This is a genomic window from Variovorax sp. RO1, assembly GCF_002849325.1.
In the GTDB taxonomy this organism is placed as follows: Bacteria; Pseudomonadota; Gammaproteobacteria; order Burkholderiales; family Burkholderiaceae_C; genus Variovorax.
The window spans coordinates 435760-449745 of record NZ_PKMT01000004.1; the positions used below are offsets into that span (position 1 = coordinate 435760).

General features: G+C 69.2%; 17 protein-coding genes. 9 read left to right on the forward strand and 8 right to left on the reverse strand.

Going from position 1 to position 13986, the window contains the following annotated elements:
- The first annotated feature begins 19 nt into the window (after window positions 1-19).
- From psrA to CY658_RS22465, 6 genes are all read left to right on the forward strand, one after another.
- Window positions 20-1123 (forward strand): iron-containing alcohol dehydrogenase PsrA, encoded by a 1104-nt coding sequence (psrA, locus tag CY658_RS22440; RefSeq protein ID WP_101492279.1) that lies wholly within the window; start codon window positions 20-22, stop codon window positions 1121-1123.
- A 72-nt stretch (window positions 1124-1195) separates the two neighbouring features.
- The gene (locus CY658_RS22445) at window positions 1196-2164 is read left to right on the forward strand and encodes a Bug family tripartite tricarboxylate transporter substrate binding protein (RefSeq protein WP_101492280.1); all 969 of its coding nucleotides are present in this window, start codon (window positions 1196-1198) and stop codon (window positions 2162-2164) included.
- Between the two features lie 41 nt (window positions 2165-2205).
- Window positions 2206-3198, forward strand: coding sequence for a Bug family tripartite tricarboxylate transporter substrate binding protein (locus CY658_RS22450; RefSeq protein WP_101492414.1), 993 nt, complete (start codon window positions 2206-2208; stop codon window positions 3196-3198).
- Between the two features lie 45 nt (window positions 3199-3243).
- Window positions 3244-3825: a TetR/AcrR family transcriptional regulator gene (locus CY658_RS22455; RefSeq protein WP_095947288.1), complete on the forward strand. Its 582-nt coding sequence runs from the start codon at window positions 3244-3246 to the stop codon at window positions 3823-3825.
- A gap of 94 nt (window positions 3826-3919) precedes the next feature.
- On the forward strand, window positions 3920-5053 hold the full coding sequence (locus CY658_RS22460) for a thiolase family protein (protein ID WP_101492281.1): 1134 nt from the start codon (window positions 3920-3922) through the stop codon (window positions 5051-5053).
- Window positions 5054-5092: 39 nt separating this feature from the next.
- Window positions 5093-5548, forward strand: a complete 456-nt coding sequence (locus tag CY658_RS22465; RefSeq protein ID WP_099796273.1) for a MaoC family dehydratase — start codon at window positions 5093-5095, stop codon at window positions 5546-5548.
- 3 nt (window positions 5549-5551) lie between these two features.
- Here the strand turns inward: CY658_RS22465 and CY658_RS22470 are convergent, their stop codons facing one another.
- Entirely contained in the window at window positions 5552-6232 is a 681-nt protein-coding gene (locus CY658_RS22470; RefSeq protein WP_101492282.1) for a pentapeptide repeat-containing protein, read from the reverse strand.
- An 8-nt stretch (window positions 6233-6240) separates the two neighbouring features.
- Window positions 6241-7053, reverse strand: a complete 813-nt coding sequence (locus tag CY658_RS22475; protein ID WP_101492283.1) for a ferritin-like domain-containing protein — start codon at window positions 7051-7053, stop codon at window positions 6241-6243.
- 39 nt (window positions 7054-7092) lie between these two features.
- On the opposite strand from CY658_RS22475, the gene CY658_RS22480 reads away from it, so the two are divergent.
- Together CY658_RS22480 and hslO are read left to right on the forward strand one after the other, a co-directional pair.
- Window positions 7093-7617 carry a gamma carbonic anhydrase family protein gene (locus CY658_RS22480; RefSeq protein WP_101492284.1) on the forward strand — a complete coding sequence of 175 codons (525 nt, stop codon included), beginning with the start codon at window positions 7093-7095 and terminating at the stop codon, window positions 7615-7617.
- Window positions 7618-7648: 31 nt separating this feature from the next.
- A complete protein-coding gene (gene hslO, locus CY658_RS22485) occupies window positions 7649-8647 on the forward strand; it encodes an Hsp33 family molecular chaperone HslO (protein ID WP_101492285.1) in 999 nt (332 codons plus the stop codon).
- 12 nt (window positions 8648-8659) lie between these two features.
- On the opposite strand, the gene CY658_RS22490 is transcribed toward hslO, so the two are convergent.
- Window positions 8660-9538 (reverse strand): NAD(P)-dependent oxidoreductase, encoded by an 879-nt coding sequence (locus CY658_RS22490; RefSeq protein ID WP_101492286.1) that lies wholly within the window; start codon window positions 9536-9538, stop codon window positions 8660-8662.
- A gap of 25 nt (window positions 9539-9563) precedes the next feature.
- Window positions 9564-10352: an SDR family oxidoreductase gene (locus CY658_RS22495; protein WP_101492287.1), complete on the reverse strand. Its 789-nt coding sequence runs from the start codon at window positions 10350-10352 to the stop codon at window positions 9564-9566.
- A gap of 106 nt (window positions 10353-10458) precedes the next feature.
- Here CY658_RS22495 and CY658_RS22500 point away from each other — a divergent pair, with 106 nt between their 5' ends.
- On the forward strand, window positions 10459-11334 hold the full coding sequence (locus tag CY658_RS22500; protein WP_101492288.1) for an AraC family transcriptional regulator: 876 nt from the start codon (window positions 10459-10461) through the stop codon (window positions 11332-11334).
- A 3-nt stretch (window positions 11335-11337) separates the two neighbouring features.
- Here CY658_RS22500 and CY658_RS22505 read toward each other — a convergent pair whose 3' ends face one another.
- Genes CY658_RS22505 through ftsB form a run of 4 tightly spaced genes read right to left on the reverse strand, consistent with a single transcriptional unit; the run spans window position 11338 to window position 13984 of the window.
- Window positions 11338-12321 (reverse strand): hypothetical protein, encoded by a 984-nt coding sequence (locus CY658_RS22505; protein WP_101492289.1) that lies wholly within the window; start codon window positions 12319-12321, stop codon window positions 11338-11340.
- Window positions 12322-12373: 52 nt separating this feature from the next.
- On the reverse strand, window positions 12374-13051 hold the full coding sequence (locus CY658_RS22510; RefSeq protein ID WP_101492290.1) for an AAA family ATPase: 678 nt from the start codon (window positions 13049-13051) through the stop codon (window positions 12374-12376).
- The gene (pnuC, locus tag CY658_RS22515; RefSeq protein ID WP_101492291.1) at window positions 13048-13680 is read right to left on the reverse strand and encodes a nicotinamide riboside transporter PnuC; all 633 of its coding nucleotides are present in this window, start codon (window positions 13678-13680) and stop codon (window positions 13048-13050) included. The genes CY658_RS22510 and pnuC overlap by 4 nt, the downstream gene beginning before the upstream one ends.
- A 25-nt stretch (window positions 13681-13705) precedes the next feature.
- Entirely contained in the window at window positions 13706-13984 is a 279-nt protein-coding gene (gene ftsB, locus CY658_RS22520; RefSeq protein WP_070059525.1) for a cell division protein FtsB, read from the reverse strand.
- Between the last annotated feature and the right edge of the window lie 2 nt (window positions 13985-13986).

The window sequence follows — 13986 nt, forward strand, 5'->3', positions numbered from 1 at the left end:
CTCCTGAAGAAACCTCTCCATGAGCGCCAACTACCACAACCCTGTGCACAGCGTGTACGGGGCAGGGGCCCTGCTGTCCCTGCCAAAGCTGCTCGAAGGCCGGCGCGCCGCGCTGGTGACCTTTCCCGAGGCGCGCGCGCTCGGGCTGCTCGACCGGCTGGAGGCGGTGCTCGGCGACGCGCTGGCCTGCACGCTCGACCAGACGCGGCCCAACCCCGACGTGGCGGAACTGGCCGAAACCTACGAATGGTTCTGGCGCACGCATGCCGACGTCGAGGTGATCGTCGCGGTCGGCGGCGGCAGCGCCATCGACACCGCGAAGGCGCTGATGGTGGCCGACGACCACGGGCGCTTTGCCGACCTGGTGGCGGGGCTTACGGGCGAGCGGCCCTTCGTGGCCACGCGCCACAAGACGCTCATCGCCGTGCCCACCACCGCGGGCACCGGCAGCGAGGTCACGCCCTGGGCCACCATCTGGGACCGCGAGCGGCAGAAGAAATACTCGCTGCACCTGCCGCAGACCTGGCCGAGCCATGCCATCGTCGACCCCGAGCTGATGCTGTCGCTTCCCGCGGCGGTCACGCTGCAGAGTGGGCTCGATGCGCTGTCGCACGCGCTCGAGGCGATCTGGAACGTCAACGCCAATCCGATGTCCGACACCTTCGCCGTGGCGGCCGTGCAGGACACGCTGGAGGTGCTGCCGCAGCTCATGGCCCGGCTCGACGACGTGGCGCTGCGCGGGCGCATGGCGCTGGCAGCGCTGAAGGCCGGCATGGCGTTTTCCAACACCAAGACCGCGCTCGCGCATTCCATCTCGTACGAGATGACGCTGCGCTACGGCCTGCCGCACGGCATCGCCTGTTCGTTCCCGCTGCCGATGGTGCTGGCGCGCGCCATTGGCCGTCGGCCCGACCGCGACGCGGTGCTGGCGCAGGCGCTGCGCATGCCGCTGGCCGACGCGCCGGCGCTGCTCGCGGCCTTCATCGAATCGCTGGGCGTGAAGACGCGCTTCGCCGACTACGGCGTGGGCGAGGACGAGGCGCGCGAGATGCTGCGCCACGCGCAGGGCGGGGCGCGCGGGCGCAACTTCATCGGCAACGACGTGGAGGCGCAGGAAGCCTGAGCAGGTGCGAGCCGGAGGTCCGGCGATGTTTCAAAATGGATGCTCTTATTCAAGAGACATCGAGAGACATCCATGAACCTTCGCAGACTCTGCACCGGCCTCGCACTGGCCACGACCGCCGGCCTGGCCATCGCCCAGGGCTATCCCACCGCCAAGCCCATCCGCCTGATCGTCGGCTACCCGCCCGGCGGCGGCATCGACTTCGCCGCGCGCACGGTGCAGGTGCCGCTGCAAGAGGCGCTCAAGCAGCAGCTGGTGGTCGACTACAAGCCCGGCGCGAGCGGCATGATCGCGGCGACCGAACTCACGCGCCAGCCGGCCGATGGCTACACACTGCTGCTGGCCAACACCGGCCCCTTCGCCATCGCGCCGTACCTGCAGAGCAAGCCGCCGTACGACCCGATCAAGCAGTTCACCTACATCGGTCAGATCAGCCAGGGCAGCTACATCGCGGTGACGCGGCCCGACCATCCGGCGAAGAACCTCAAGGAGTTCGTGGCGTGGGCCAAGGGCCAGCCCGGCAAGGTCAACTTCGCCTCGGGCGGCAACGGCACCTCGACGCACCTGAACGGCGAGCTCATGAACCAGGTGACGGGCCTGGACATGACGCACGTGCCGTACAAGGGCAGCGCGCCTGCGGTGCAAGACCTGCTCGGCGGGCAGACGCAGATCCTCATCGACGCGGGCAGCGTGCTGCTGCCGCAGGTGAAGGGCGGCAAGCTCAAGGCGCTGGCCGTGACCGGCCCGGTGCGCGACCCGCAACTGCCCGACGTGCCGACCGTGAAGGAACTAGGCCTCGCGGGCATGGAGGCGGTCGGTTTCCAGGGGCTGGTCGGCCCCGCCAACATGCCGAAGGAGGTGGTCGATCGCCTGTCGGGTGAACTCGCCAAAGCACTGGCGACGCCCGAGATCAAGGCCAAGTTCGCGACGGCCGGCGCCGAGGTGCATCCGCTCGGCCCGGCGGCGTTTGCGGCTTTCGTCAAGGCGGACAATGAGAAATGGTCCAAGCTGATCCGCGAGCGCAAGCTGCAGCTGGACTGACCGATCTCCTTTCCTTTCGACGCATGTTTCTCACTGACACCATGAACTTCCTCGCCGCCTCCAAGCACTCGCGCCGCACCACGACCCGGCTGCTCGCCGCCGCGGCGCTGTGCGCGGCCAGCGGCGCGCATGCGCAGGCCGTGCCGCGCACCGTGCGGCTCATCGTGGCCTACCCGGCGGGCGGCGTGAGCGACGTGGTCGCCCGCGCGCTCGGCGACCGGCTCGCCACGCAACTGGGCACCACGGTGATCGTCGACAACCGCGCAGGCGCGAGCGGCGCCATCGGCATGGACGCCGTGGCCAAGGCCGCGCCCGATGGCGCGACGCTGGGCTTCTCGGCCATCAGCCCGCTGGTGCTGAGCCCGCACCTGGGCAAGCTGCCGTTCGACCCGCTGAAGGACATCGTGCCGGTGGCCAGCGTGATGTATTCGCCCGTGCTGCTGGTGGCCACGCCCGCGAGCAAGGCGAAAGATTTCCGTGCGCTGATTGCCGAAGCCAAGACGCAGCCCGGCGCGGTGCGCTGGGCCACGTCGGGGCCGGCCTCGCTCGGCCACATCGTGCTCGAGCAGGTGCGCGCAACGGCCGGCGTGGACATCACGCACGTGCCGTACAAGGGCGGCGGCCAGCAGCTCAACGACGCGCTGAGCGGGCAGTTCGAAATTCTGTCGACCAACGCCAGCCCGACGCTGTCGGCGCACATCCAGTCGGGCAAGCTGCGTCCGCTGGCGGCCGGCGCGCCCGCGCGGCTTGAGAGCCTGCCGCAGGTGCCCACGCTGGCCGAGCTGGGCTACAGCGCGGCCAACATCCATTCGCTGTTCGGTGTGTTCGCGCCCGCGGGCACGCCGGCGGCGCTGGTGGCCAAGTACAACGCCGAGATCAACAAGGCGCTCGCCAGCCCCGAACTGCGCGCCAAGCTCACGGCCACCGACAACGTGCCCGCCACGGGCACGCCGTCCGCCTTCGCCAAGGAAATCGCCAGCGAGTTCGAGAGCAACGGCCGCATCGTGAAGGCCGCGGGCATCAAGGCCGATTGACCCCGGCGCTTGCAGGGGCGAGATTGCCTACCTTATAGTAGGTAGATGCACGACGCTTCCACCCTGGCCCCCGGCGGCACTCGCGATCAGATCCTCGCGGTGGCGCGCGGGCTCATCGAAACCCGTTCGTACCTGGGCTTCAGCTTCCAGGACGTGGCCAACGCGGTGGGCGTGCGCAAGGCCAGCCTGTACCACCACTTTCCCACCAAGGAAGCGCTGGGCATCGCGGTGATCCAGGGCGCCACGCAGGGCTTCAAGGACTGGGTGGCGGCGCGCGCCCGCGAGCCCAAGGACGCGCTCGAATCGTATTTCCGCATGTACCGCAACACGCTGAAGGCCGGCTCGGGCCTGTGCCCGGCGGGCGCGCTGGCGCCGGGCTGGGACTGCATCAACGAAGACCTGCGCCAGGCCGTGCAGGCCTTGCGCAACACGCAGGTGATGTGGCTCACCGGCGTGCTCGGCGCGCTGGTGCCGGCGCAGGCACAGAAAGACAACCCCGTGGCCTCGCTCGCGGCCTTCGTGTTCTCGTCGTGCCAGGGCGCGTTGCTCGCGTCGCGCATGACAGGCCGCGTCGAAGACTTCGACGACGCCATCGCCCAGCTGCGGCGCGCGCTGCCGCTGGACTGACCGATCTGTTTCACCACGGGCACGCCGGGCGTGCCTTTTTTTGAACCCCGAAGCCTACCGATTGGATGGTAGTTTTTCTCCAAGGAGTGTTCCCATGAAAGCCGTGATTTCCGCCTACGCCCGTTCCCCGTTCCACTTCGCCAGGAAGGGCGCGCTGGCCGAGGTGCGCCCCGACACGCTCGCCGCCGGCGTGGTGCAGGGCCTGCTGCAGCGCACCGACCTCGACCCCGCGCTGCTCGAAGACATCATCCTGGGCTGCGCCTACCCCGAGGCGTCGCAGGGCAACAACCTCGCGCGCGTCGTCGGGCTGCTGGCCGGGCTGCCGCACGAAGTGGGCGGCATGACGGTGAACCGCTTCTGCGGCTCGTCGATGCAGGCCGTGCACATCGCCGCCGCGCAGATCGAGGCGGGCATGGGCGAGGCTTTCCTGTGCGTGGGCGTGGAGTCGATGACGATGGTGCCGCAGGGCGGCTTCAACTTCTCGCCCAGCCCCGAGCTGCTGGCGAACACCGATGCCTACATCTCGATGGGCGAGACCGCCGAGAACGTCGCGCAGCGCTGGAACGTGAGCCGCGCCGACCAGGAAGCGCTGGCCGTCGAGTCGCACCGCAAGGCGGCCGAAGCGCGTGCGCAGGGCCGGCTGGCCGCCGAGATCGTGCCGGTGCGGCTGGCCTCCGGCGAGGTGGCCGATGCCGACGGCTGCATCCGCCCGTCGACCTCGGCCGAGGCGCTGGCCAACCTCAAGCCCGTGTTTCGTCCGGACGGCGTGGTCACGGCCGGCACCTCATCGCCGCTGACCGACGGCGCGGCCGTGGTGCTGGTCACCAGCGACGCCTTCGCCGTCAAGCACGGCCTGAAGCCGCTGGCGCGCATCCGTTCGTTCGCGACCGTGGGCGTCGACCCGGCCGTCATGGGCATCGGCCCGATTCCCGCCACGCGCAAGGCGCTCGCACGTGCGGGCCTGAGCGTGGCCGACCTGGACGTGGTCGAGATCAACGAAGCCTTCTCGTCGCAGGCGCTGGCCTGCATCCGCGACCTCGGGCTCGATCCGGCGACGGTGAACCTCGACGGCGGCGGCCTGGCCATCGGCCACCCGCTGGGCGCGACCGGCGCGCGCATCACGGGCAAGGCGGCTTCGTTGCTGGCGCGCGAGAACGGCCGTTATGCGCTGGCGACCCAATGCATCGGCGGCGGGCAGGGCATTGCCACCATCCTCGAGCGCGTCTGATCGCCCGAGAATGACGGGCAACGAAACAAGGAGACTCCCATGGCCACGCTGTTGTATCTCGAAGACCTGAAGGTCGGCGATCGTTTCCAGAGCGGCGAACACCTGCTCGACGTGGCGCAGATCAAGGCCTTCGCGCAGCAGTTCGACCCGCAGCCCTTCCACACCGATGAAGAGGCTGCAAAAAACACCTTCTTCGGCGGGCTGGCCGCGAGCGGCTGGCACACGGCGGCGCTCACGATGAAGCTGCTGGTCGACAGCGGCATCCCGCTGGCCGACGGCATCATCGGCTCGGGTGGCGAGCTGCAATGGCCCAAGCCCACGCGGCCCGGCGACGTGCTGCATGTGCTGAGCGAGGTGGTCGACATCACGCCCTCGCGCTCCAAGCCCGGCCGCGCGATGGTCACGATGCGCTGCCAGACGCGCAACCAGCGCGGCGAGGTGCTGCAGTACTTCACGCCGAAGCTGGTGGTGCACAGCCGCACCGCGACGTCTTGAATCTCAGACGACGCGCAGGCCCAGTTCCTCGACCAGCGCGGCGGCCTGCCGGTGGGAGATGGTCGCGCCCTTGAACGGCGCGGCGTTGGCCAGCCGCAGGCCGCCCAGGTCCACGTCGCGCAGGTCGGCGCCTTCGAAGCGCGCGAGCTTCAGGTGCGCGTTGCGCAGGCTGCCGCCTTCGAAGATGGTCTCGCGGAAATCGCAGCCCGACAGGTCGGCCTCCGACAGGTCGAGCTGCGCGAGCGTCTGCTTGCGGAACGACAGGCCGCGCAGGTGCGCGTCGATCAGCAGCGAGTCCTTGAAAACCACGCCCAGCGCCGACACCTCGCCGAAGTGCGCGCCGGTGAGCTTCACGCCCGTGAAGAGCGCCGAGGCCAGCTTGGCGCGCGCCCACTGCGTGTTGTTCAGGTCGCAGTCCTGGAAGCGCGCGTTCGTGAGGTCGGCGAGCCCGAAGTCGGCCTGGCGCGCGCGGCATCCCACCCAGCGCGTGTCGGCCAGCTGCGCGCGGTCGAAGGAGGTTTCGGCAAAGCTGCACAGCGTGAACTGCGCACCGCGCAGGTCGAGGCGCGACAGGTCGGCCTCGTCGAAATGGCAGCGTTCGAAGTGCGGCGGCGTGTCGCGGTCTTGCAGGCAGGCTTGCAGGTCGGCGCGTGACCAGGTCTGGTCGGAAATCACATCGGTCATCACGAGAATTATTCGGGGCGGGAATCGGTCAGCGCGCGCAGCTCTGCGGGGCTGAAGCCCGCCCGGCTGCGTGCTTCGAGGTTGAAAGGCGGCTTGTGGCGCGGCGCGTCGTAGCGCGCGACCAGGGCCGGGTAGTTGGCTTCGGCGTCGAGCCCGGCGCGTTCGCACAGCCAGCGGTACCAGTGGTTGCCGATGGCCACGTGGCCCACTTCGTCGCGCAGGATGATGTCGAGGATCTCGACCGCGCGCAGCGCATCGGGCGTGTTCACGCGCTTGAGCTTGGACTGGATCAGCGGCGTGGCGTCGAGCCCGCGCGCCTCGAGCGTGCGCGGCACCAGCGCCATGCGCGCGAGCACGTCGTCTTTCGTCTTCTCGCACATGTTCCACAGGCCGTCGTGGCCCGGAAAGTCGCCGTAGCGCCAGCCCATGCCCTGCAGGTGCGTGTGCAGCATCGTGAAGTGCTGCGCCTCTTCGTCGGCCACGCGCAGCCAGTCGCGGTAGTAGGCCTCGGGCATGCCGTCGTAGCGCCACACGGCGTCCAGCGCGAGGTTGATCGCGTTGAACTCGATGTGGCAGATCGAATGGATCAGCGCGGCGCGGCCGTCGGGCGTGAAGGGCGAGCGCTTCTGCACCGCGGTGGCGGCCACGCGCAGCGGGCGCTCGGGGCGGCCCGGCACGCCGTCATCGTCGCCGGGCGTGCGCAGGGGCTCGAGTGCTATGGAAACAGTAGCTGCCTGTGCAGCTGTGGCGCGCGTGGCGGCCACCTTGTCGTCGGGGTCTGTCAGGCGCAGCGCGGCCAGCGCGCTCAATCGGGGGTGCATCCCTACAATTCTAGTTTTGCCCCTCCGGAGACAACCACGATGGCGATTTACGAATTGGATGGCATTGCCCCGCGCCTTGGCGAAGGCGCATGGGTCGCGGACAGCGCCCAGGTCATGGGCAATGTCGAACTGGCACAGAACGCGAGCGTCTGGTTCGGCGCCGTGCTGCGCGGCGACACCGAGGTGCTGACCATCGGGCGCAACAGCAACATCCAGGACCTGTCGGTGCTGCATGCCGACATCGGCTGCCCGCTGACCATCGGCGACAACGTGACGGTGGGGCACCAGGTGATGCTGCACGGCTGCACCATCGGCGACAACTCGCTGATCGGCATCCAGGCGGTGGTCTTGAATAACGCCAAGATCGGCCGCAATTCGATCGTTGGCGCCGGCAGCGTCGTGACCGAGGGCAAGGAGTTTCCCGACAACTCCCTCATCATCGGCTCGCCCGCCAAGGTGGTGCGCACGCTCGACGATGCCGCCGCCGCCAAGCTGCGGCAAAGCGCCGAGCACTATGTAGAAAACGCCCATCGCTTCGCGAAGGGCCTGAAAAAAATCGCCTGACCCGCGCAGGCACTGAGAGAAAGAATCCGTTTTGAGCGAGCTGCACAAATTCCTGTTCGATGGCCTGCCGGTGCGCGGCATGATCGTGCGCCTGACGGATGCGTGGCAGGAGATCCTTGCGCGGCGCGCCTCCAACACCGCCACCGGCCCGTACCCGCCGCCGGTGGCCGAACTGCTCGGCGAGATGACGGCTGCGGCCACGCTGATGCAGTCAAACATCAAGTTCAACGGCGCGTTGATCCTGCAGATCTTCGGCGACGGCCCCGTGAAGGTGGCCGTGGCCGAGGCCAAGCCCGACCTGAGCGTGCGCGCCACTGCCAAGGTGATCGGTGACCTGCCGGCCGACGCGCACCTGCCCGACATGGTCAACGTGAACAACAAGGGCCGCTGCGCGATCACGCTCGACCCGAAAGACAAGCTCCCGGGCGCCACGCCGTACCAGGGCGTCGTGCCGCTGTTCGGCGAGGACGGTGAAAAGCTCGGCAAGCTCAGCGACGTGCTCCAGCACTACATGCTGCAAAGCGAGCAGCTCGACACCACGCTGGTGCTCGCGGCCGACGACCAGGTGGCGGCCGGCCTGCTGATCCAGCGCCTGCCCATCAAGGGCGAGGGCAACCTCGAAGGCACCTCCGACAAGGACCGCGACCAGGCCAGTGAAGACCGCATCGGCCGCAACGAGGAATACAACCGCATCTCGATCCTCGCGTCGAGCCTCACGCGCGACGAGCTGCTCACGCTCGACGTCGAGACCATCCTGCGACGCCTGTTCTGGGAAGAAAAGCTGCTGCGCTTCGAACCGCAGGCCGGCCTGCAGGGCCCGCACTTCGCATGCACCTGCGGCCGCGAGCGCGTGGCGCAGATGATCCGCGGGCTCGGTGTGGAAGAGGCCGAGGAAATCCTCGCCGAGCGCGGCGACATCGAGGTCGGCTGCGACTTCTGCGGCAAGCAGTACCGCTTCGACGCGATCGACACCGCGCAGCTGTTCAAGCCGCCGAGCGACCAGCTGCCGGGCAGCCCGGTCGTCCAGTAAGCGCGACGCGGGTCAGTCGGGCTGCGGCTGCTGTTGTCGCAGCACCTTGACCATCGCGGCCAGGCGCTCGTTGCCCAGGCCCGCGCCCAGCGCACGGTCGAACTGCCCCATCAAAAAGTCCGGAAAGCTCGCGTCGAGCTGCGCCTCGCGCGCCTGCTTCACGAACAGCCGGCCGGAGCCTGCGCAGGTGGCCATCGAACTCTCGGGCTTGCCGTACTGGCCGGCGTGGATGGCTTCGCCCTCGGCCTGGATCATTTCGCCGAGCACCGGCGAGATCGCGCCGATCATCTGAGAGAACCCGTCCACCGGCAGCCCCTCGGCTTCGCAGATGCGCACGCCGTGAAAGAAGCCGCTCATCGCGCCGAACATGCACGAGAGCGTGGCCAAGTCCCACGCGGCCGCGTTGCCGATCGGCTCGCCCATGTGCTGGATGTTGCCGGCGATGGCTTCGAGCAGCGGCCGACAGGCGGCAAGGGCGCGTGCTTCGCCGGAGATGAAGAGCGGCGTGTCAGGCCGGCCGATCTGGCCCGGCGTGGCGAGCAGGGCGCCGTCGAGGTAGGCCACGCCGCTCAGCGCGGCCCAGTCGTCGCGCGCGTCCTGCGGCGTGCCGGTGCTCAGCTGCACCAGCACCTTGCCGCGCAGCGCATCGTGAACGCCGGGCGCGGCGAGGATGGCGCGCGACGCCGGGTAGTCGGCCACGCAGACCAGCACCACGGGGCTGGCCTGCACGGCGGCGAGGGCTGTCGGTGCGAGCACCGTGCCTGGGTTCAACAGAGGCTTCGCGCGCTCGGCGGTGCGGTTCCACACCGTCAGCGTGAATTTCGATGATTGAAGGGCGCGCGCGAGGGCAATGCCCATGGGGCCGAGGCCGATGAGGGAAACGTCGGTCATGTGAGGTCCTTGGTGAGAGATCGGATCAAGCGGCAGCCGGTGTCAGGCCCTGGCCCAGCCCGCCGTCGACGGTGAGCCGTGCGCCCGTCGTGAAGGTCGCCTCGAAGGCGAAGAAGAGCACCGCGCGCGCCACTTCGGCCGACGTGCCGTGGCGACGCATCGGCGTGATCTGGTCGCCCAGGCGCATGAACTCGGCGCGCTCTTCGGCGCTCGCGTCGGTCACGCCGAGCGTGGGCGTGTCGATGAAGCCGGGGCTCACCACGTTCACGCGGATGCCGCGCGTCACCAGCTCCGCCGCGAAACCCGAGGCCATCGAGCGCAGGGCGGCCTTGGTGGCGCTGTAGACACTCAGGCCATGCATGCCGCCTTCGTCCGCGATGGACGAGGTGAAGACGATCGCGCTGCCCGCCGGCATCAACGGCGCCAGGCGCTGCACCGTGAAGAACGGGCCCTTGGTGTTGACCGCGAACGCGCGGTCGTAGCCCGCTTCGGTCACCTGTTCGAAGGGTTCGAGCGACGAGATGCCCGCGTTGATGTGCAGCAGGTCGATGCGGTCGAAGCGCTCGCGCACCATGGCGGCCAGTGCATCGATGTCGGTCAGCGAAGCGGTGTCGGACGCCAGCACGTGGGCCCGCGTACCGAACGGGCCGAGCACGCGTCGTGCGGCCTCCAGGTTCTGCGGGTTGCGGCCGGTCACGAGCACGTCGGCGCCGCCTTCGAGCAGCGCCTGCGCGGTGGCCAGGCCCATGCCGAGGGTGCCGCCGGTGATGACGGCTTTCTTGCCTGCGTAGGGTGTAGATGAGGTGGTGTTCATGGCCGTCGATGATCCGGATCGCTCGGCTTGCGGTCGCGCACGTTCAGCCGTGGGGGAGCACAAACGGTCGACGGCATGCACGCCGCTCGCGGCCCATAATGTTTCGATGAGCGATACCGATCTGGACACCGATCTGCGCGGGCACGGTGGTGCGGCGCCCGAGGTGGCGCTGTCGGCCGACAGCTTTGTCGCGCCACCCGCCACCGACAGCCTGCGCGTCGACGTGCGCCAGACCCCCGGCGGTGTGGTCGGCTACGAGGCGCTGCCCGACCACCGCCTCAAGCTGCACGCAGGTGCGCCAGTGGCAGGCGCGTGCCAGTTCCATCGCTTTCTCTACACGCGCGGCGACCTCGACATCCTGCCGGCCGGCAGCACCGACATCTGGCACGAGGAATCGGCGAGCACCTCGGTGGTGGTGCGCATGGCGCCCGCGTTGCTGGTGCGCACGGCCGACGAGATGGGCCTGCCGGCCGAGCGCGCGGTGCTCGGCGAACGCCACCAGTTCCGCAATCCACAGATCGAGCACATTGCCTGGGCGCTCGACGCCGAGCGCCGTGCGGGCTTTCCCAACGGCCGGCTCTACACCGACAGCCTGGGCACTGCGCTCGCGGTGCAGCTGATCGCCGCCGGCCCGCAGGTGGCGCCGTCACCCGCGCAGGGGCTGACGCGGCTGCAGCTGAAACGCGTCACGGAGTTCATCGAGGCGCATCTGGACGGTGACCTGTCGCTGGCCGCACTGGCCGAGGTCGCGGGCCTGAGCGCCTCGCACCTGAAGACGCAGTTCAAGCGCTCGACCGGGCAGGCGGTGCATGCCTACGTGGTGCATCGCCGCGTCGATCGCGCGCGCAGCCTGCTGCTGAACAGCGAACTGCCCGCGAGCCTCGTGGCGCTCGAGAGCGGCTTTTCGCACCAGAGCCACATGGCGCGCTGCATGCGCCGCGTGCTGGGCCTCACGCCCGGCGAGGTGCGGCGCGCAGCGTAGTGTTCAGCGGGCTTCGTCGTCGAAGCCGCTGAACGCGATGTCGGGTGCGCTCGTGTTGTGCTTCGAGGGCAGGCTGCGGCCGAAGCGCACCTGCGTGGCGTTCAGCGTCTTCACCTCGGGCAGCGGCAGCACCTGCTCGGCGGCCTGTGGCGAGGCCTGCCAGCGCACCTCGCTCATGTCGGCGTTGTCGGGCGTCACGTACATCGAACGCAGCACCGCAAAGGGCTGCTTCGCGCTCGCCGTGGGCTTCGAGAGCGTCACGTCGAGCGCGGTACGGGTGCGGCTGATTTCGGTCACACGCGCCACCGCCTTGCCACCGTCGGCAAAGTTCAGGTGGATGGCGAGCGGCTTCGGTATCACGCGGATCGACGCGATGTTCACCACCGGCCGCCCGGCCTGCTCGACCGGGCCGAGCAGGAACGACGAGCCGTACACGCCATCGCCGAAGCGCGCCTCGGGCAGCGGCTTGAGGCGCCAGTAGCCGTCGGAGGGGTAGAGCACGATGGCTTCGAGCGCCTTGCCGTTCTCCTTCTTGAACACCTGCAGCAGGTGAAAGCCGCGGTCGTGGCGCGCGCCGACCTGCACCGGCACGCGCGCCGATCGCCAGAAGGTCGGCAGCGTCATGCCGACGATGCGCCATTGCGCGTTGTCGAGCAGCACGACGGTGCGCTTCTTGAAACGGTGCGCCGGGTCGGTCGGGTGGGCGCCGCCGTCGAAATTGCAGCCCGAGAAATCGGGCGCGGTGACGTCGTTGCCGATGCTGCCGAGGTAGCTGGGTTGCAGCGCTTCGATGCGCATGTGGCGGATGCCGTCGCCGCGCAGCACCATCGACACGTTGTCTTCCTCGGCGCAGGCTGTCGGGGTGGTGGCGTTCTCGACGGTGGCGGCCACGGGCGCTGCAGAAGCGGCGCCGGCGGTCAGCAGCAGGGCGAGGAAAGCGGCGGCGGGAGCGCGCGGGGCAGGGCGCGCAGCAATCGAAACGGGCATCGGGTCTCCGGTGAAGGGGAGAGGGCGCGCGAGCACCTGCGAACCGAAAGGCTCAGGTGGGGTCGCGGTGCGCCATCAGGTCGCTGAAGAGCTTATGTTCGCATTCCGGGTCGGAACACTTCTCGCAAGGCCATGTCCACGAGGCGGGCTTCGCATCGCAGCGGGTGCGCGTGCGGGCGCGGCCTTCGTTGCCGGCGATGGTGTTGATCGCATTCCATGCGTTCGCCAGCCGTTCGCCGCCGCTGCCGTGCACCACGGCATACGAGAGTCCGGCGCGCGAGAGCGCAGCGCGCACCAGCGTGTCGGTCGGCTGGCGCGCATGCGGGCCGTCGCGCATGTCGTCGGCCACCCAGGGCAGGTCGAGCGCGGTGAGCAAGGTGATGGCATAGCGCCGCTGCGCGGCGAGTGCGCTGTCGTAGAGCGAGGCGTCGGCGAACAGCTGCTCGCTGTAGACGGCCGTCATGAGCGCCGTGGTGTCGGCCACCACCACGCCCGCGGTGGCAGCGGCGGCGATGCGGCGCATCTGTTCGTCGGCGATGGCCTGTTGCTCGTCGGGGCGCGGCGTGCGGCCTTCGCGTTCGCACCATTCGCGCAGGTACTCGCCCACCAGCGTGACGGGCGTGCCGCGGTCTTGCAGGCGCTGCGCGATGGCGCGCGAGAGCTCGGTCTTGCCGGTGCTCTCGGCACCCACGAGCGCGATGACGCAGCCGGTCGGCAGGTTCGGCGTCATGCGGGCACCGCCTTCGCTGCGGCCTTCGGCAGGCGTCGCTGCCATGCCAGGAAGCCGGCCACGCTGAGCACGGCGAACACCGCGTACAGCGCCGTCGTGAGCCACAGGCCCTTGTGGATGAACAGGCCCACGCTGACCACGTTCACGGCCAGCCAGATGAGCCAGTTCTCGATGAACTTGCGCCCGAGCAGAAACTGCCCGACCAGGCTCAGGCCGGTGACAAAGCCGTCCCACCAGGGTACGTCGGTGTTGGTGAAGCGGCGCAGGAAGAGGGCGACCACGGGCCACGCAATGGCGCAGGCCACGAGGGCGTAGGCGGTGCCGCGCGGCGACAGCCGGCTGACCCGCAAGGCGCTGCCGTCGGCGCGAAAGCCGCGCAGCCATTGCGCCCAGCCCCACAGGGCGACGACAGCGAAGAAGACTTGAAGGGAGGCGTCGCCGTAGATGCGTGCGTTGGCGAACACCACCACGTAGAGCAGCGAGCTGACGATGGCCAGCGGCCAGCCCCAGTGGATCTCGCGCATGTTGCAGCCGACCATCGCGAGCGCGAGCACGGCGGCGACGAGTTCGAGCCAGGTGACGGGAGAACCCCACAGCGCAAAGGCGGAGGCCGAGAGAAGCTCTGGCATCGAGAAGCGGTGGCGAAGGAAAGGGTCAGTGCGCGATCTGCACGAAGACTTCGTTCGGTTTGACCATGCCGAGTTCCGCGCGGGCGCGTTCCTCGACCATCTCGAGGCCGTCTTTCAGGTCATTGACTTCGGACGCGAGCCGCTCGTTGTTGAGCGCGGCCTTGGCGTTGGCGTCCTTCTGGTCGGCCAGCTGGGTGCGCAGCTGGGCGACCTCGCGCACGCTGCCGCGCCCGTTCCACAGCTGCCACTGCAGGATGACCAGCAGCAGCACCAGGATGAGAGGAGGGACGAAGCGCGCGCGCATGC